The following is an 18,035-nucleotide window of genomic DNA, read 5'->3' on the forward strand; positions in this document are numbered from 1 at the left end:
CTCTTCGACCCGCCGTCGTACGTGCGGGACTGGCGGCCGGTCCAGCCGGGACGGCCGCGGTGAGCACCGACAGCAGCGAGCAGTTGCGCCGGCTGCGGGCGGCGGTGCTGGATCTGCTCCCGGCTCCGGGTCAGGAGCCGGTGTCGACCAGCGACCTGCGCACCGCGCTGCACCTGTCCGCCTACGAGCACAGCACTCAACTGTGGCCGATCCTCAACGAGCTCGCCAACGACGGCGTCGCCGAGCGCATCGCCCGGCCCGGACAGACCATGCGGTATTGGCGGTGCACTCCCGCGCCGGCGCCGGACGCCGCTGGGCAGCCGTCAGGGCAGCCGCAGGAGCCGCGATGAGCGGCCTGTCGTCCGCGGCCGGTGCCCGTAGCCCATGGACTGCACCGCCGGCGCGTGGGGTCGCTGCTACGCGCGCCGGCCGATCCAGCGCGCTGCGGCCTGTGGGCGGCTGCCGCGGCGTGCTCGCCGGGACGGCCGCGGGGAAAACGGTGCCCCCGCGGCCGTCCCCGCCACCACCTGGACGCCGGGTGCCGGCCGCCGCCCCGGCCAACGGCGGGGTGTCGACGTGTTGAGCGGGCGGGCCCGGCGGGTCGTGCGGCAGGGCTGGCCGGCCGAACGCGCCCTGCGCGAGGCGGAGCGGCAGTTCGATGCCGGCCGTCCGGGCGCTGCTGTCCGGTTGCTGGCCGCTACGGTGTTGTCGGGCCGGGACCCGGACACGGCACCGCCGGACGAGGATCTGGTGCGGGCTGCCGTGTTGTTGGTGCGGGCTGTTGAGGCCGTCCCGGAGGGTGAGCGGGACACCGCCGGGCAGGTGTCGCTGGCGTGGGCCGGCTATGCGCACCGGGCGGCGCATGCGCTGCACTCGGCCAGCCCTTCGCTGCACCTGGTGCAGATCGCCGCGGGCGCGCTCGCGCTGGCGTTGCAGGGCGTGGGCCGGTGGGAGGACGCGATCGCCGCCCGCCGGGAGTCGGCCGAGGCCGCGGCGGAGCTGGGCGACGTTCACGCCGCGGTCCTGGGGTGGCTGGGGCTGGCGTTCACGCTGCACACCGCCGGCCGCTGCCACGACGCGCGAACGGCGGCGGCCGCGCACGCCCGCGCGCATCACGACGGTGCCGTGTGTGCCGACCGGTGCTGGAGCCGGGTCCTGGCGGCTGCGGCCGACCGGGTGCATCAGGAGGTGCTGGGGACGCTGCTGCCGCTGCATGAACAGGACCGGTCCTCGGAGGTCCTGCCGGTCCTTGCCGCGTATCTGGCTGGCCTCGACCCGGCGGGCAGCCCGCCGGGGGTCGGTCCGGCCGGTCTCGCCGTCATGTACGCGCTGCACGCGGTGACCCACCCGGTCTCGCACCCGGCGGAGACCGTCCTGGGATGGGCGTCCCACGCCTGCCGGGCCGCCGAGACGTTGGCCGAGGAGGCGGCGTTCTGGGCTCTCGCCCAGACCGCGTTGCAGCAGGCGGCCGGCGTCTATCAGGCGCGCGACCTGGCCGTGGACACCGCCCGGACCCTGCTGGCCTATCACACCCGCAGAGGAGCCGGCGACGCCGCGGCGGCGGTCAACGCCCGGCTGGTGCTCGGTGAGGCCCTCCACACGGCCGGTTACTGCACCGACGCGGCCGAGCAGGCTCTGGCCGGCTGGACGCAGGCCATGCGCCAGCTGAACCCGGACGACCCCGCCCAACGGCAAGCCGGACTGGACGCCGGGACCGCCACCGCGACCCTGCTCAGCGACTGCCACCGCCACAGCGACGCCGTCACCGTGCTCGCCGACACCGTCCGCCGCTTCCACACACCCGCCGGCGACGCCGATGACAGCGACGGTGCGTGCCGGGACGCGGCCGCCGGCGTGCGCGGCCGCAGCGGCCGGCACAGCGCCGAGTTTCACCCCGACGACCCCTGCAGCGGTGACGAGCATGCCGGCCAGCTGACCGCCGCGACCGCTGTCCTCAACCCAGCCACGGCGGGACCCTGTTCGGGAGTTGCCCGATGAGCGCAGCCACACCCTCCGGCGACGCGTCGGGCCTGCCCATGCCCGACGCGGACTTGCTGGCCCGGATCGACACGACGGTGGCGCACCCGGCCCGCCGCTACAACTACTGGCTCGGCGGGAAGGACAACTTCGCGGTCGACCGCGCCTCCGGCGACCTGATCGCAGGGCGGTTCCCCGCGGCCCCTGCCGCGGCCCGGGCCAACCGGGCGTTCGCCGGCCGGGCGGTGCAGTACCTGGCCCGCCGGGGCATCCGCCAGTTCCTGGACATCGGCACCGGCCTGCCCGGCCCGGGCAACACCCACGAGATCGCGCAGCGTATCGACCCGCTCAGCCGGGTCGTCTACGTCGACAACGACCCGATCGTGCTCGCCCACGCCCGGGCGCTGCTCACCGCCGCCGCCCCGGACACGGTCGCCTACCTGGACCGCGACCTGCGCGACCCGGACAGCATCCTGCACGACCAGGTCCTGACTGCCACGCTCGATCTGACCCGGCCGGTCGCGGTGCTGCTGGTCGCGGTGCTGCACTTCATCGACCACCCCGACCCGCACCACATCGTCGCCCGGCTGCGGCAGGCCCTCGCCCCCGGCAGCTACGTCGTGATCAGCCACGGCACCGCCGACTTCCTCGACATCCAAGCCAAAGCAGCGCTACCGGGTCTGACCGCCCGGGACGCCGCAGGCTTCTACCCGCGCAGCCGCGACGACCTCCTCGCCCTGCTCGACGGGCTCGGCCTCGTCGAACCGGGGCTCGTCTCGGTCATCGACTGGCACAACCCGGTCGAGCCCGGGCCGTTTACCGCGGAGCAGATCGGCGTCTACGGCGCCGTTGCCCGCGTCCCATAACACCCGCCACCGGTGCATCAGCCCGGCGTAACCCAAGCCTGGCGCCGCCGGTGACCGGGCGTCCCCCATCAAACCATTACCACTGCAGGGAGTGTCAGGAGTGCGGATCCGAGTGGTACATGACTTGCGGTTGCGGGCCGGTGCCGTCGTGGCGGCGTGGCGGGCGATTGCCGCCGTGCAGCGGCTGCCGGAGCATCGGCAGCCGCGGGTACCGCCCCGGGCGACCTGGACACCACCAGCACCCAACACCACGCCGGCGGCGTTGACCGTGACCGACCTGCTGGCTCGCCTGCTGCTGCTGCACTGGCGGGGCTGGGGCAGCAGCCCGGTCGACGGCTTCGGCTGGATCGCTGAGGACCATCCCGCCCCCGCTGAACAGCGCCGCGCCGCCGCGGAGGTCTTCGACCGGTACGACGCGGCCGTGACCGGCGTGGACATCAGCGGCGCCGGCGACTCGTGGGTCGGTCTGCACGTCTGGTACCTCGCCCCGCAGCCCGCCCCACCGACAGAACCCACCACCGAGCAGCCCACCGCGCCTGCAGCGGCCACCCCAGTCTGGACCTCGGCCCGGCGGCCGGTGGGTCGTCGAGCCCGGGCCGTTGCCGTAGTCGTCGCAGGGCTGGTCGCAGCCGGGACCGCACTGCCACCGCCAGCCGTGCTGCCGGCCACCGGCGTTGCGGGGCTACGCCGAACGCACCGGGAACACGCAACCGCCACGGTCGCTGCGGGAAGGCGGCGTGAACCTGCACGTGTTCCTGTCCAGGCTCCACACCGACCATCACGCGGGCCGCTTGACCGAGGCTCAAATCGCCGCCGCCGAGGCCATCGGCGTGCGGTGGACGACCGTCAGCGCAGGCCCAGACCCCAAGGACCCGATGTGAGCCTTGGCCCCCATGCCAACGACGGTGGGCGTCGAGCCTGGGGACATCACCAGACCCATCCCGACGGCCCGCGCCGACACGCTTGGACACCCCGGCCCGGGCGCGCCGCACGGCGTCGCGACGAGTCCCGGCCAGCAACCCCAGTTCCTTCCCGATCGTGGCAAGCCCAGAGGCAGGAGATCCACCGATGACGCTGCACCCCAACCAAGCCCCTACCGGGGCGCAGCGACTGCCGAGGCCACCCCTGCCGGTCGGGCAGGATCACGGCGGACGTCCACCACGCCGGCCCGGCCCGGTACGGCGGGCGGTGGACCAGCACACCACCCTTGCGCACCTGGGGGAGCAGGCGTCGCGCCGAGCAGACCGCCGCGGTGGTCAAGCGCTACGTCGACGACCGGCTGCCGATCCGGGCGGTCGCCGCCGAGCTCGGCCTGTCATACGGCAAGGTCCACGCGCTGCTCGTCGAATCCGCAACGCCGCGGCGGCCTGTCGGCGGCCGCCGCACCCGCAGCCAACCGGCGCCGGACGCAGCCTCGTCAGCCCAGCCGACCGCCACCCGGCCGACGGTGTCCGCGGCGGCGGGGCCTGCGGGCGCGGTCCGCGGGGTGTCGGCGTGCTGACCGGCTGCGCCCGCCGGGTGGTGCCGCCGCCCTGCCGACAGTCACCGCCGCCGGCAACCGCATCAATCGGAGGTAACGAATTCCCACAGGTTATCCACAGGAGTTGTCCACGGTATGTGGACAACGCGTGACCGCTTCGCCGGGTCGCACTTAGCCATCGGGCTGTGACTGAGTGCGTTAGATGGCGAAGTTGAGCGCGATAGTTGGCGAGTGGCTACGCCGGACGAATCGAGCTCCATCGCGAAGTCGCAAGCAGCCCACCCCCGAGCGGACCGCAAGGTCGTCAGGGTGACGATGTGTGAGGAGCCCAGTCTTCTGCAGCTGGTGCCCGGACGTCGCACGTAGCCGATGTGTACGTGATGCCGATGCTGAGCGGGTCGAGGGGCCGCCGCGACGTGTGGGCGCACGTCGAATGCCTGCAGGTACACGATGCAGAAATCGAGCACCCGTGCCGGTCCACCGGCCGGGTCCGTTCGGCCGGTCCCAAGGGAGTGTTACTGAGGGTGGGGACAGCTCGGGCGAAAACCCACCGTGTCCGAGCCTGCGGTCACCTTGCGCGGCGGGTGCACCGCGTTTACTAGCAGCGCCCCGACGACGTCGTGATCAGTGGGCGGCAAGTGGAGCTGCTACGCGGGTGCGGCTATTCGTCTGCCCCGCCTCACGTCGATGTGCACGCCGGTGCTACGCCAAAGCATCGCCCGACGGACCGGACCGCCGCCGAGGCAGATCGCCGATGATCGTAAGATATTAAACAAAGATCGTTTTCGCGTCTATTCTTCGCTCGGCGAAACATCTTCTCCCAGTGACCGTCGCAGGCGGAAATTCAGCGCCTGCACCGCTGCTACTTGATCAGAGACCTCTTCGGAGTGGGCCAGTTCATACCTAACAAGGTCGCGCCGGAGGCGTTGAAGCAGCGCGTCCACGAGATTGGACGGATCCATATCCGGCAGAAATGCCGCCTCGACATGAGATATGATGCTAATCAATATATGCAGATCGCCGTCGCTAACGGTATTACGACCGTCGTCCGCCTCGACGGCACTCATTTTCTAACAAGTTCGTTGTCGGCAGTGAGGTCGCGCGGGGTGATCGCAAACCCCTGACTGTGCTGGTTCATGATCGGTTGGTCCTCGTCTCTGGGTAGATGATGGTATGAGATCTGTACCCAGACTACCGGATGAGTGAGGCGTTGTCCGCTAACGAAGGCGTCAACGGCTGCGGCGCACGGCGGGTGCCGGTTATCCGAAGCCAATACCTCGCACGGAGAATATTCTGTGAAGTAGACGTCGTGGTCTGTAAAGCTATGCGCAGGGCCGCCGAAATACCTTGTCGCACTTGCGAGGTGCAGGTCATATGACGCTGTATGGTGATCGGAGTTAACTAGGCTCGTGCTTGACACGCGCCATGACCGGTTATCGGCGCGATCCTCAGCAAGCTCCTGATCGACGCGCTGCGACGTTGTTTGATGCTGCGCGTCGACGATTTTGGTATCAATCTGTTCTATCCGGTTTCCGTCGAGATCGAACTGAAGGCGCCAGAAGACGTTATGATAGTGGGACATGGCGAAGGCCGTCTGCCCTGGACCTACCGGTTGACCGTTTCTGTCATCCCCAAAATAGTGCGGCGCGAGTGTACCGCCAGCGTCGACTGACGGCAGTATCGAGCCGTCATCACACAACTGCCATTTCACGGCATACGTGTACCACGATGCCGGCGTGACCGAATACACTAGAAGGCACTCACCTGCTGACGAATGATTGCCAGAACCGAAGTCGTAGTCGGACCACTCATATCGCAAAGGCTCCTGCCGGACCATTGCGCAAAGGACATCGGGAAATCCCTGGATGGAGAAGCGCTGACCACCCACGCAATCCTCGGCTCGAAGCTGACTAGTCAGCAGCCCGAAGCCCGGGAGATCGACCTGTTCATGCTGGCCGTCGTCGTACGGGACGTCGATCTGAGCCAGGGCAGCACTCTCGAGAACGGGGATCGAGTGGCCGCGAGGTGTCGTGTACTGTACATCCGAAAGACGCAACCCGACTTCATGATCAATTTCCCAGCAGAATTTCCAACGGCTGGTGGCGTCGAAAATAACGCTCAACGACTGCCGATGCGTCTCGGTGCAATTGGTCCATGGCTCGGTATGGATAGCGCTTGAATGGGATGGTGCAGCAGAGCTTGGAGGCAGCACTAGAAACGTAACAGCCGCCCCCAAAGCTACGCTCCCTGCGATAGCGAGCGCTAGTATTGCTGTAGCGCGGCGCTCATGGTTCACCGGAGGTTGGCGATCTAGGCGCACACCTGTTGACTGCTCCAGTCGGAACCGTCATTGTACTCCGCGTATGCCACCGCACAAACGATCGTACTGCCCTGAAGCTTTGGGTAGAAGAAGTAATTCGGGTTTGCGGAACCGTTGGAGAAGCTGCCCGGGTGCGCTGCCAGCGTCACCCCGAGGGCCGGAGCGATGAGTGAACACGTCCAGTTCACCCTTACAGATGCCCAGCCAGCGTAGGCGCACTTAAACTTGTAACCGCCGTTGGCCACATCGTAAAATACGTAGTTGACGACCGACGAGCCAGCGGTGTATTGAATTTTGCCCGGGCTAGCCTGAGCCTCGTTCGATCCGACCAGGCCCGCCAGTGCGACGACGAGCGCTACGCCCGTCGCGACAATCCTGTTTCGAATCCCCACGCGCTTCCTCCTGTACTCAGATGCATTGGACGCTGAAAGCATCAACACTCTTCTACCAAACAGGGCCGGTCTAGCTCAAGACACCGGGCGCCTTCGTGCAAATCCTGCGAAGCCCGGCGGCCTGTGTTCATACTCAACCCGGGACGTAGTGAGCCTGCGAGACCGACACGGTCAAGTGATGCGGGAAAGCGCGGCGCCGAGGTTGTGCCGGAAAACGATCAAGGAGTTTCCTATCGACACTCGCGGCCGCGTGCTGTGGTGGCCGCGGTCCGATGTGGAACTGTTCAACATCGTGGTCCACGTCCTCGGCGACACTACCCTGGCACGCCGGACATACCGACATGCTGCGGCAGCAGCCTGACGGCCGGACCTGGGCGGCAGCCCGGCACGAGGAGCGGATCGACGCGGCGGCCCGAGAGGGCATCGGGCGAAGATCGAGCAGATCGCCAAGGCAGCGGCCGACAGGTCGGATCATGCTGGCCTATCCGACGCGCACGGCGCGACCGGGACTACGCCCTGATCAATCAGGACTCGGGAAATCAAGATGGGTCTTGCTGCCCGATCGGATCGGTACGACGTGCCGTCCGTCCTCCTATGCGAGCGTTGGTGGTTCGCAGTCCCGTCAACAATTGGTGTTCTGGTGGTCGTTGTCGGGTTTCTCCGGGCTCAACGGCGCGGCGCGGCATCGCATCGACACTGGTGATGTTCTATGAATGGGTGCGTGGGACATCGTCCGAGCCGTCCGTGAGCGGTTCGGCCACCGGGCTGTGGTCGGGATCGTGCACGGTGACCGATTTGTGTGTTGCGTTGCCGCTGCTGGAAAACGAGAGCACGGCCGCCGTGACGACCGTCGACTGGCTGCGGCGGTGGACGGTGTCGTGGCGCACGGCGGGGGGTGTGCTGGTGGCGCCGGTTCGGGACGTCGTGGTGGATCTCGCCGCGGGCTTGCAGCCGGTGCGGCGGTTCGCGTGGTCGAGGAGCCAACGGCATCGGCCAGGATTGCAGTTCATGGTGTCGACCGGGCGGCATCACGGCTTCGAGAGCTTGGCCGAGCAGCAGCTGTTGCTCGCGCTCGACTTCGCTGGCGCGGTTCGTGAGGTGCTGAGTCAGCCGTTTCGGCTGTGGTTCGGCACACCGGCCGCCCACCGTGATCATGTCCCGGACGTGCTGGTCGTGACCGGCAGCGAGATCTGGGTGTTCGACGTGCGCCCGGCTGGGCGGGTCAGGGACGAAGATATGGCCGCGTTCGCGGCGACGGCACGGTTGGCGGCGTTCGCCGGTTGGCGGTACCTGGTGGTGACCGGCTGGCGGTCGGCGCCGGCGCGGACGATCGAGGTCCTGGCCGCGCAGCGGCGCCCGCTGGAGGATCGCCATGGCCTGCAGGATCGACTGCCGGAGACGGTGTCGGCTCGACCGGTGCCGTTCGGTGAGCTCGCCGGCAGGCCCAGGGTGTCGGTGATGATGCCTCGCTTGCGCCCCACCACTTTCTTGCCCGCGTCGGTGCCCTGTGTGGACAGTGGAACGTTGGTGGAGGTCTTCACGCTCTGGGTGTCCATTATGGACGCGGTGGGGGTGGCCTGCTTGCCGGTGTGGTCACGGACCAGGCCGGTGAGGTCGTAGTTCAGTTCGACGAAGATGCCTTCTTTGGTCCAGGCGGCGAAGTAGCCGTAGACGGTGCGGTAGGGCGGGAAGTCGTGGGGCAGGTAGCGCCAGGGGATGCCGGTGCGGTTGATGTACAGGATCGCGTTGAAGATCTCGCGTAGGTCGTGCGTCGGTGTGCGGCCGCCGACGCCGGCGTCGGTGCGGGTCTGGCGCCACGCGGTGAGTCGGGGGGCGATGAGGGCCCAGCGGGCGTCAGACAGGTCGGAGGGGTACGCGCTGCGTTCAGCCATGCCAGTGTGCGTACGGTGGCGGTGGGCCGGTGTGACGGACACCGGGTCCGTTGTTTCCGTGACGAAAGTGAATCAGACACGATCCGCTCCTGAAACGTCCCGTATGCGGCAGACTCGAATCGGCTGTAATGATGATGTTCTTGGCCACTTCAGGCACACGTGGGCAGTGACTGTCGATGGGCGGACCGGACGTTATCCATCCCAACCAGAATCAAACGTCCAGTAAGACCGCGTCTCATTTGGGGCTGACAACCGATCCAGGTTGATGTTGAATCTTCGGCGTGTCCGATGTGGAGCGTTGGTGTCCTGATGCTCTGTGGGAGATCGCGGCGCCGTTGATCCCGCCGGCGCCGGTGCGGCCGCAGGGTGGTGGCCGGCGGCGGGTGGACGACCGGGCGGTGCTGGCTGCGATCTGCTATCTGACCCAGGCCGGGTGCTCGTGGTGGAAGCTGCCGGAGGCGATGTTCGGCGTCACCCGCGCCACGGCGCACCGCCGCTTCGCTGAGTGGACGGAGGCCGGGTTGTGGCCGGCGCTGCACCTGGCGGTGCTGCAGCGGCTGCAGGCCCTTGAGGTGCTGGACTGGTCGAGGGCGGTGATCGACTCGATCCAGGTGCGGGCTGAAAAGGGGGATCTGACCGGGCCGAGCCCGGTCGACCGCGGCAAGCCCGGCAGCAAGATCCATGCCATGGTCGACCGTGGCGGCCTGCCGCTGACCACGGCCATCTCCGCAGCGAACACCCCGGACGCGGCGGTGCTGCTGCCACTGCTGGACGGCATGCCCGCAGTCTCCGGCCGGGTCGGCCGCCCTCGCCGCCGACCCGACAAGCTACACGCCGACAAAGCCTACGACCACAAAGCACTGCGGGCTGAGGTCCGCCGGCGCGGCGTCATCGTGCGGATCGCCCGCAAGAAGGTCGAGTCCTCACAACGGCACGGCCGTCACCGCTGGGTCATCGAGCGCACCATGCGCTACCGGCGCCTGGTACGCCGCTACGACCGCTACGCCGACCACTTCGCCGTGTTCACCAACATCGCCTGCGCCCTCATCTGCTACCGCAAACTGGTCAAACACCCCAAATGAGACACGATCTTAGTGCGTCGGCAAACAGCGCATCAGCACACCCAGCGTCGACGACATTGGCCGCCGGAACGAAGACTTTGGCACCGACTCCGGTCGACTCAACCGTCTCCTTCGTGATCGGCGCCCAGTAGGACGTCCGCGTGCCGAGATCATGCAAAACGATGAAGTGGCGCAGGCGATGGGCAAGCCACCAATCGAAATGATCACGATCGGGCTCCCGAAACCACCAGCCCACGACCGCCCCATCGTGGTCTCGTTTCGGTTCACGGAAGAAGGACGGGCCAGCCTTCACCTGAGCACCGACGACGACGCCGAGATCGACGAGCCGATGATCCCGCACCATGAGGAACAGGTCCGCGCCAAGGTCATGTTCGGAGTTACGAGCGACTCCCCATCCGATGCGCTCGAAGTTCGCGGCAACCTCGTTCGCCCCGGCAGTTCCGGTCTGCTCCTGCTTCGACGCCCGCACATGTGCATTCAAGCACCGACAGTCGAGCAAACGATCGCGGCGCCGGTACCGGTTCAAATCGACCCCCATGTCGAGCCCTTTCGCTGCTGGCCAGACAGCCACCCCAGGACTTTGCACGGCCGGATCAGGCCCGGTTCGCTCGCGTTGCAGCCGACGCGCCGACGCTGTACTACCCCTGGCCGCTCGTCCGCCAAGGCCCCCCGAACGGGTGATTCTTTGCGTCCGAGGCGTCGCGTCACGCCACATCGATCGTTGAAGGTTTCGCCCTTCGGCTGGCGAGCCGCACGCGTCAGCGACACGATCACGCGCAGGAGGCATCGCTCGATGCTCAAGAAGATCGTCATCAAGAACTACAAGGTGTTCCAGGACTTCGCCCTCGACCTCGCCCCTGGCATGAACGTCATCGTCGGCAACAACGCCGTCGGCAAGTCGACCCTGCTCGAGGCGGTCAATCTTGCGCTGACCAGCCGGCTCAACGGTGTCGCCATCGCAGCAGAGCTTTCACCCTTCCTGTTCAACCTCCAGACGACCCGGACGTACATCGAGGCACTGCACGCCGGGGCGCGGCCGACGCCACCGGAGATCCTGATCGAGGTCCATTTCGACGACGTCGAAGAACACGCACGGCTGAAGGGGACGAACAACTCGCTGCGGGAGGACGTCCCGGGCGTCCGCATCCGGGTGGCGTTCAATGACGACTTCCGCGACGAGTACGAAGCCTATATCGCCCACCCGGCGCAGATCTCGACCGTGCCGGCCGAGTACTACAAGATTGACTGGCTGGGCTTCGACGGCAACGGCGTCACGGCACGCAGCGTGCCCGCGACGGCCTCGCTGATCGACGCGACCGCGATCCGGTTGCAACACGGCGCCGACGCCTACCTGCAGACGATCATCGGCAGCAACCTCGAACCGAACGAACGGGTTGAACTGTCACGCTCGTACCGCAGCCTGCGCGAGACGTTCTCCGGCATCGACGCCGTCGCCGCGGTCAACGAGAAACTGGCCGGGGACCGCGGTGACATCAGCGACCGGCGGCTGACGCTGTCGATCGACCTGTCGCAGCGGTCCGGATGGGAACGTAGCCTGGTACCGCACCTGGACGACCTGCCCTTCCCGTACGTCGGCAAAGGCGAGCAGAGCACGCTGAAGATCCTGCTCGCGCTGAATCGCAAGAAGGTCAAGGACACGCACGTCGTGCTGATCGAGGAACCCGAGAACCACGTCTCGTTCTCCACCCTCAACCAGCTGATCGACAAAGTCATCCAGAAGTGCGCGGGCAAGCAGGTCCTGGTGACCACGCACAGCGCGTACATCCTCAACAAGCTCGGCCTCGACGAGCTCGTCCTGCTGTCCCCGGAGGGCGGTCACCGGATCACCGACCTACCGCCTTCCACGGTCGACTACTTCAAGAAGCTCTCCGGCTATGACACGCTGCGGCTCGTCCTGGCCAGTCGGGTGATTCTCGTCGAAGGACCCTCCGACGAGCTGATCGTCCAGCGGGCCTACTCCGACGTCCACGGCAAACTGCCGATAGCGGACGGAGTCGACGTCATCAACGTGCGGGGGTTGTCGGCAAAACGGTTCCTCGACCTCGCCGTCCCGCTCCGCCGCCGCGTCGCGGTCGTCAACGACAACGATGGGGACCTGCAGAAGATGGCCGCGAAGTACGCCGACTACATCGCGCACCAGTTCATCACCATCCACATCGGCAAGGGCGACCCGACCACGTTGGAGCCTCAGGTCATCGCGGTCAACGGGCTGCAGCGGATGAACAAGGTGCTCGGCACGAACCATCCGACCGAAGCGGCCCTGCTGGACTACATGCTGGCCAACAAGACCACCTGGGCGCTGGCGGTCGCGGAGTCCACGGAGACGATCGTCATGCCGGAGTACATCGTCGATGCCATCTCCTTCTAACCGCGTCATCCTTGCCGCCGCCGGATCCCGCAAGACGCAGCTCATCATTGACGGCGCGGCTGAGCAGCCAGACCGGCGGACACTTATCACCACCTACACCACCGAGAACCTCGCCCAGATCACCCGCCGGCTGCAGGAGCAGACCGGGATCGTGCCCGGCAACATCACGCTGCTGGGCTGGTTCTCATTCCTGGTGAACCAAGCCGCCCGCCCCTACCAGGCGGCGCTGCTCGACCAGCCGGACTTCATCCACTCGCTCAACTTCACCGGTCAGCGGCCGCGCTACACCCCTCGCGACCAGTTGCGGAAGTTCTACTTCGACCGGGGTGCCAACCTGTACAGGGACGGCGTTGCCGACTTCGCCTGCCGCGTCGACGAAGCAAGCGGCGGCGCGGCCGTCCGCCGCCTCGCCGCCATGTACGACCGGATTTACGTCGACGAACTCCAGGACCTCGTCGGCTACGACCTCGACTTCCTCGACCGGCTGTTCCGGTCCGGCATCGAAATCATCGCCGTCGGCGATCCCCGCCAGCACACCTTCGCCACGAACAACTCCCCACGCAACAAGAAGTATCGCGGCGCCGGACTGCTGAATTGGCTTCAGACACGAAACGATCGGTGCACCGTCGAAACCCGCGCCGAAAGCTGGCGATGCAATCAGCAGATCTGCGATTGGGCCGACGCGCTCTACCCGACCATGCCACCGACCAAATCCCGCAACGACGAACGGACCGGCCATGACGGCATCTTCGCGATCGCCCACACCGACGTGCCCGCCTACATTGCAAAATACGGACCGACCGTCCTGCGTAACAGCCGAGCCGTGCCAACCATGGGCCTTCCCGCACTAAACATCGGTCTGTCCAAAGGCAGCACCTACGACCGGGTCCTCATCTTCCCAACCAAGCCGATGCTCGCCTACCTGCGGACCGCTGACCCGAACCCGCTCAAGGCGCCCGACCGCCTATACGTCGCGGTCACCCGAGCCCGGCACAGCGTCGCGTTCGTCGTCGACCAACGCGATGCAACGTTCGTCCCGTAGCGGTTACCAGGGGCAGCTGGGATCTTCGGCGACCTCGAAGGGTACGTTCGAAGCTACCGAGCCCGACATATTTGCGACGGTGATGCGGGTGAGCCCGCGGCGACACATTTGAGTTCGTACCGCGAAATGCCTAAGATTCTCGTATGGGCACCTGCATCGTGCGGGTTGCCTCAATGTGTGGGGTGGGGTCCCCTCTTCGACACAAAAACCCAGCACACATGCTGTATCTGAGGGCCGCGTGTTCGAGTGCAATCGAGCACGCGGCTTCGGCGTATCCGCCGCATGTTCCTGGCCGTCGCGACGTGGCATGGGTCGGGTGGTTGCGATGAGCGCCGGTCCGATCCCCGCTGTCGTCCCCTCTGTCCTGCCGCAGTCACGTTCCCCGCTCACGACCGGCTCGATGCGCCCGCGCGGACCACTCCCCCTCGCCCGGCTCACCCAGCGCCCGGCCGGCACGCTGCGGTTCGGGCTGGCGACGGTCGACACGAACGGGCGGGTCGCGGACGCCGCACTGATACGGGCGCTTGGCTGGACGGACGCCACCCGGCTGCACCTGCAGGCGTACGCGGGCCTGATCATGGTCGCCGCGGACGAGCACGGCATCTTCCGGCTCAGCAGCCTCGGCCACGTCCGGCTGCCGGCGGTGGCACGGCACTGGTGCCGGCTCGGCGCCGGCGACCGGGTGCTGCTGGCTGCCGACCCGGTCAACAGCCTACTCATCGTGCACCCACCGGTGGTGCTCGAGGAACTCGTCGCCGGACTGCACGCGACGCACTTCGGGGACGGTGCCGCATGACGGCCGTGCCCATGTCCGGTCGCGACGCCGACCTGGACGCCGCACGGCTGCTGCTGTCCAGGCTGGGGGTGTCACCGGAGGAGCTTCTGCAGTCGCCCGCGGTCCGGCCGGCGGTGCCGACATTCCGGGAGTATCTGCCGGTGGTCCGTGCCGCGGTCGGGGCAGGGACGCTACGGGCGTACAGCAGCTATTGGAACCGCATCGAAGAGCAGTGGGGCGAGCGGCGGATGGACGACGTGAAAGCCTCCGACATCAGCGGCCTCGTCGAGTTCGTGAAGGCCAACCGTGTGTTGCGGCGCAACGCCCGCTCCGGCCGCGGAACGGCGGAGAACCTGATCGCGGCGCTGCGATGCGCCTACAACCATGCGGTCGCCGACGGCTACCTCACCAAGGACGAGAACCCGGCCCTGAAGGTCCCGAAACCGCGGCGGCTACCCAGCACCCGCGGTGCGCTCGCAGACGCGAAACTCGCCGAGCTCAACGCGGCCGCGGCGTCCAGCGGCAACGACCCGGAACTTGACGCTCTGCTGCTACGGCTGCACACGGAGACGGCGTGCCGCCGAGGCGGGGCGCTGGCGTTGCGGCCCGTCGATCTGGATGAGGAGCAGTGTCTGGTCCGATTGCGGGAGAAGGGCGAGACGGAGCGCTGGCAGCCGGTCTCCCCCACCCTGATGCAGTACCTGCAGCAACATGCGCACGAGCGAGGTGCCTCCGGACGTCGCGACGCGCCTACCTCACCTACTGGCGGCGGATCAGGCACAACTGGGGGCAGCGCCGCATCGACGAGCCGACCGCGTCGGAGATCAAGCAGCTGGCCGAGTCCGCTCGAACAGCCGCGGTGGTCCGCAGCAACTCCCGCGGCGGCCGCAGCGCGGGTGAACACATGATCGCGGCGCTGCGCTGCATCTACCAGCACGCGATCGCCGACGGATTCCTGCCCGAGTCGGCGAATCCCGCCATCCGCGTGCCAAAGCCCCGGCGCCTGGCCAGCACCCGCCGCGCACTCACCGACGCGCAGCTGTCCCAGGTCTCCGCCATCGCCTCCACGACCGGGAACGACCCCGAGCTCGACACGCTGCTGCTACGGCTGCACGTCGAGACGGCCTGCCGCCGTGGCGGTGCCCTCGCGCTGCGCCCCATCGACCTCGACGTGGAGCAATGCCTGATCCGGCTCCGCGAAAAGGGCGAGACCGTCCGCTGGCAGCCCGTCTCGCCGACACTCATGCAAAACCTGGTCGAGCACGGTCAGCAGCGGGGCGGCGAGGATCGGCGCGGGCAACTCTTGCGGTACCGCACCGGCAAGCCGATCACCCGCAGACGGTACGACTATCTGTGGGAACGCGTCGGCAAACACCTCCCCTGGGTCGCGATTCAAGGAATCAGCACGCATTGGCTGCGTCACACAACGTTGACCTGGGTCGAGCGCAACTTCGGATATGCCATCGCCCGCGCATTCGCCGGCCACACAGGACGCAACGACGCCGGCTCAACCTCCACCTATGTCCGCGCCGACATCCACGAGGTTGCCACGGCAACAGCAGCCCTCACCGGAGAGAACCACCCACTCGTCGAAACATCACACTGAGCAACGGCCAGCGGAGCCTTTAAGCACCAAAGAGTGGCCAAGGTTGAGGGGACTCGAACCCCTAAGAGCGTGTTTGAGAAGTGGTCCTATTTGTCGTCGGGCCAGGACCAACGTGGCTGGCGAGTGGCGGGCTGACCTCGGGTGATGCGACCGGTCATGGTGTTAATCGCGGCCCAGCGGATCATGGCTTCGGAGGTGGAGGGGTCGCGTTCGTAGTCGCGGGCCAGGCGTCGGTGGGCGGTGAGCCAGGCCAGGGTGCGTTCGACGCACCAGCGGCGTGGTATGACGGCGAAGCCATGCTGGCCTGCGGGTTTGCGCACGACGTGCAGCGTGGTGCGCAGGATGGCGGTGGCCCAGTCGACGAGCTTGCCGGCGAATCCGGCGTCGGCGAAGACGAACCGGGTCGGCGTGGTCAGGTAGAGCGACAGCAGGGTGGTCTTGGCCCCGTCACGGTCCTGGACGTTGGCGGCGAGTACAACCACGACGATGAGCAGGCCCAACGTGTCAGTGACGATGAATCGCTTCCGGCCATTGATGCGCTTGCCAGCGTCGTACCCCCGGCTGCCACGCCCCACAGTGTCAGCGCCCTTGACACTCTGTGAGTCGATGATTCCCGCGGTGGGCTGCGGGTGACGACCCTGCTGCACTCGCGTCTGTTCCCGCAGTGCGGCGAGCATCGCCTCAGTGGCCTTGGCCTCTTCCCACCGCTTGAAGTACCAGTAGACCGTTTGCCACGGCGGAAAGTCGACAGGCAGATACCGCCAGGCACAGCCGGTCCGGACCACATACAAGATACTGTCCACAATGGACCGCCGTGGATGTTTCTCCGGCCGGCCGCCCAGCTTCACAGCAGGTAACAATGACTCGACCAGCGCCCACTGCTCGTCAGTCAGGTCCGATGGGTAGCGCCGCTGCCGGGACATCCGGCTACCCTGGCCGCATCAACATCGATAGTCACGCAGACACGCCGACCGCTACGGGTAGTCCGGGTGCAACGCCGCCCCACACCTGCTGGACCCGGTCGTCGAGTCGCGCTGACGCCGGCTACCTGGCGGTGCGTTTCCAGATGTCGCGCTCCGCGTCGGGCGGGATCCAGGGGCTCGGCTCGGTGGCCCAGTTGGCGTCGTAGCGTTGCACCGCTTCGACGAACTCCGCTGGCGGCCGGTAGTCGTGCGCGGTGACGTAATGCCAGATCAGCGCTGGCGCCGCGAACATCACGCCGGGCCCGGCCGGCACCCTGATCTCGTAGTACGCCAGCCAGTTCCGGCGCGGCCGCGGATAGGCGATGCTGCCCGTGCCCGGCGGGCAGAACTCGCAGCCGTGCAGGCCTCGAGTTTCGTTGACGGGTGGGCCGTCGATGATGTCGAGTAGCGCGCCGGCGAACCAGGCCGGAACCGGGCCCCTGTCAAATGGGTGCGACGCGTCCAGCCAGCCGATGTTGAGCCGCTCGTACCGCGGGCGGTAGCTCAGCTCGCCCCATTCGCGCCAGACGATGTCTTCGTCGTCTTCGTCGCTGTGGAAGTACGCGTAGGGCGTCAGGTCCGCGAAGTAGGCCACAAGGGACGGTACAGCGTCGGGTGCGGAACCGGCCGACAAGGTCGGTCGAGACCTGCTCGTCGATCAGGTCCGATGGGCAGTTCCACAGCTGAGACCTTCGGCCACTTTGGCCGCATCGATGCCGACGGTTACGCAGGCTCGGCGAGCAAACCAGGGCACTTCTCAAACACGCTCTAATACTGCAACGACAGGTTGTGACATAGGCAGGTGTCGTGGTATTTGATGTGCTGTGTTGGAGGAGATGGCTGCTGGGTGGTCGGCGGGGTTTGTGGCGTTTCTGGGTCGGTTTGCTGGTCTGTTTCCGAGGGTGGAGTCGCGGCGTCAGATGCGGGTCTATGTGCGTGGTCTGCTCGGTGAGGTGGAGCGGAAGAACGGGTGGACCCTTGCGGAGGTGGCTGGGGATGTTGGTCCTGAGCGGATGCAGCGGTTGCTGAACTTTTATGCGTGGGACACCGATGGGGTTCGTGACGAGGTCCGCGCGGCGGTGGTGGAGGCGATCGGGGATGCCCGGCGTGGGGTGTTGGTGGTGGATGAGACGGGGTTTCTGAAGAAGGGTGTGAAGTCGGCCGGGGTGGCGCGGCAGTACTCCGGGACGGCGGGCCGGATCGAGAACGCTCAGGTTGGTGTGTTCCTGGCCTATGCCTCGCCGCGGGGGCG

The 18,035-nt window shown here is 67.2% G+C and carries 18 protein-coding genes and 2 pseudogenes; 12 read left to right on the plus strand and 8 right to left on the minus strand.

Translation table 11 applies throughout. The annotated features are described in order from the left end of the window. Window positions 1–59 precede the first annotated feature (59 nt). From ABD352_RS21055 to ABD352_RS21075, 5 genes are all read left to right on the plus strand, one after another. The gene (locus ABD352_RS21055) at window positions 60–350 is read left to right on the plus strand and encodes a hypothetical protein (protein ID WP_344614140.1); all 291 of its coding nucleotides are present in this window, start codon (window positions 60–62) and stop codon (window positions 348–350) included. A gap of 226 nt (window positions 351–576) precedes the next feature. After that, complete coding sequence (locus ABD352_RS21060) at window positions 577–1,998, plus strand: hypothetical protein (protein ID WP_344614141.1); 1,422 nt, start codon at window positions 577–579, stop codon at window positions 1,996–1,998. Beyond that, window positions 1,995–2,843 carry an SAM-dependent methyltransferase gene (locus ABD352_RS21065; RefSeq protein WP_344614142.1) on the plus strand — a complete coding sequence of 283 codons (849 nt, stop codon included), beginning with the start codon at window positions 1,995–1,997 and terminating at the stop codon, window positions 2,841–2,843. The genes ABD352_RS21060 and ABD352_RS21065 overlap by 4 nt, the downstream gene beginning before the upstream one ends. Window positions 2,844–3,580: 737 nt before the next feature. After that, window positions 3,581–3,724: a hypothetical protein gene (locus ABD352_RS21070; RefSeq protein ID WP_344614143.1), complete on the plus strand. Its 144-nt coding sequence runs from the start codon at window positions 3,581–3,583 to the stop codon at window positions 3,722–3,724. A gap of 326 nt (window positions 3,725–4,050) precedes the next feature. Further along, entirely contained in the window at window positions 4,051–4,344 is a 294-nt protein-coding gene (locus tag ABD352_RS21075) for a helix-turn-helix domain-containing protein (RefSeq protein ID WP_344614144.1), read from the plus strand. A gap of 770 nt (window positions 4,345–5,114) precedes the next feature. On the opposite strand, the gene ABD352_RS21080 is transcribed toward ABD352_RS21075, so the two are convergent. The 5 genes and pseudogenes from ABD352_RS21080 to ABD352_RS21100 form a co-directional block, all read right to left on the minus strand. Then, window positions 5,115–5,390, minus strand: a complete 276-nt coding sequence (locus ABD352_RS21080; protein WP_344614145.1) for a hypothetical protein — start codon at window positions 5,388–5,390, stop codon at window positions 5,115–5,117. Then, a complete protein-coding gene (locus ABD352_RS21085; protein ID WP_344614146.1) occupies window positions 5,387–6,445 on the minus strand; it encodes a copper amine oxidase in 1,059 nt (352 codons plus the stop codon). Before ABD352_RS21085 ends, ABD352_RS21080 begins: the two co-directional genes overlap by 4 nt. Window positions 6,446–6,633: 188 nt before the next feature. Then, complete coding sequence (locus tag ABD352_RS21090) at window positions 6,634–7,035, minus strand: hypothetical protein (protein WP_344614147.1); 402 nt, start codon at window positions 7,033–7,035, stop codon at window positions 6,634–6,636. Between the two features lie 707 nt (window positions 7,036–7,742). Next, on the minus strand, window positions 7,743–7,922 hold the full coding sequence (locus ABD352_RS21095) for a hypothetical protein (protein ID WP_344614148.1): 180 nt from the start codon (window positions 7,920–7,922) through the stop codon (window positions 7,743–7,745). Window positions 7,923–8,420: 498 nt separating this feature from the next. Continuing rightward, a pseudogene (locus ABD352_RS21100) lies at window positions 8,421–8,927 on the minus strand (IS5 family transposase); the annotation flags it as partial. Window positions 8,928–9,217: 290 nt separating this feature from the next. On the opposite strand from ABD352_RS21100, the gene ABD352_RS21105 reads away from it, so the two are divergent. After that, on the plus strand, window positions 9,218–10,009 hold the full coding sequence (locus tag ABD352_RS21105; RefSeq protein ID WP_344614190.1) for an IS5 family transposase: 792 nt from the start codon (window positions 9,218–9,220) through the stop codon (window positions 10,007–10,009). Here ABD352_RS21105 and ABD352_RS57680 read toward each other — a convergent pair. Then, entirely contained in the window at window positions 9,993–10,796 is an 804-nt protein-coding gene (locus ABD352_RS57680) for a DUF4365 domain-containing protein (RefSeq protein ID WP_425553584.1), read from the minus strand. The genes ABD352_RS21105 and ABD352_RS57680 overlap by 17 nt on opposite strands. A 6-nt stretch (window positions 10,797–10,802) precedes the next feature. On the opposite strand from ABD352_RS57680, the gene ABD352_RS21110 reads away from it, so the two are divergent. The 5 genes from ABD352_RS21110 (at window position 10,803) to ABD352_RS21130 (ending at window position 15,821) form a co-directional block, all read left to right on the plus strand. Next, a complete protein-coding gene (locus ABD352_RS21110; RefSeq protein WP_425553585.1) occupies window positions 10,803–12,398 on the plus strand; it encodes an ATP-dependent nuclease in 1,596 nt (531 codons plus the stop codon). Continuing rightward, a complete protein-coding gene (locus ABD352_RS21115; protein WP_344614150.1) occupies window positions 12,382–13,440 on the plus strand; it encodes a hypothetical protein in 1,059 nt (352 codons plus the stop codon). The genes ABD352_RS21110 and ABD352_RS21115 overlap by 17 nt, the downstream gene beginning before the upstream one ends. 325 nt (window positions 13,441–13,765) lie before the next feature. Further along, the gene (locus ABD352_RS21120; RefSeq protein WP_344614151.1) at window positions 13,766–14,236 is read left to right on the plus strand and encodes a hypothetical protein; all 471 of its coding nucleotides are present in this window, start codon (window positions 13,766–13,768) and stop codon (window positions 14,234–14,236) included. Continuing rightward, entirely contained in the window at window positions 14,233–15,123 is an 891-nt protein-coding gene (locus ABD352_RS21125) for a tyrosine-type recombinase/integrase (RefSeq protein WP_344614152.1), read from the plus strand. The genes ABD352_RS21120 and ABD352_RS21125 overlap by 4 nt, the downstream gene beginning before the upstream one ends. After that, window positions 15,120–15,821, plus strand: coding sequence for a tyrosine-type recombinase/integrase (locus tag ABD352_RS21130; protein WP_344614153.1), 702 nt, complete (start codon window positions 15,120–15,122; stop codon window positions 15,819–15,821). The genes ABD352_RS21125 and ABD352_RS21130 overlap by 4 nt, the downstream gene beginning before the upstream one ends. An 87-nt stretch (window positions 15,822–15,908) precedes the next feature. Here ABD352_RS21130 and ABD352_RS21135 read toward each other — a convergent pair. Both ABD352_RS21135 and ABD352_RS21140 read right to left on the minus strand, forming a co-directional pair. Then, a pseudogene (locus ABD352_RS21135) lies at window positions 15,909–16,744 on the minus strand (IS5 family transposase); the annotation flags it as partial. A 121-nt stretch (window positions 16,745–16,865) separates the two neighbouring features. After that, window positions 16,866–17,378, minus strand: a complete 513-nt coding sequence (locus ABD352_RS21140) for a DUF7919 family protein (RefSeq protein ID WP_344614155.1) — start codon at window positions 17,376–17,378, stop codon at window positions 16,866–16,868. 241 nt (window positions 17,379–17,619) lie between these two features. On the opposite strand from ABD352_RS21140, the gene ABD352_RS21145 reads away from it, so the two are divergent. Next, a partial coding sequence (locus tag ABD352_RS21145) for an IS701 family transposase (protein ID WP_344614191.1) occupies window positions 17,620–18,035 on the plus strand: 416 nt, incomplete at its 3' end.

The organism is Dactylosporangium salmoneum, assembly GCF_039532525.1.
In the GTDB taxonomy this organism is placed as follows: Bacteria; Actinomycetota; Actinomycetes; order Mycobacteriales; family Micromonosporaceae; genus Dactylosporangium; species Dactylosporangium salmoneum.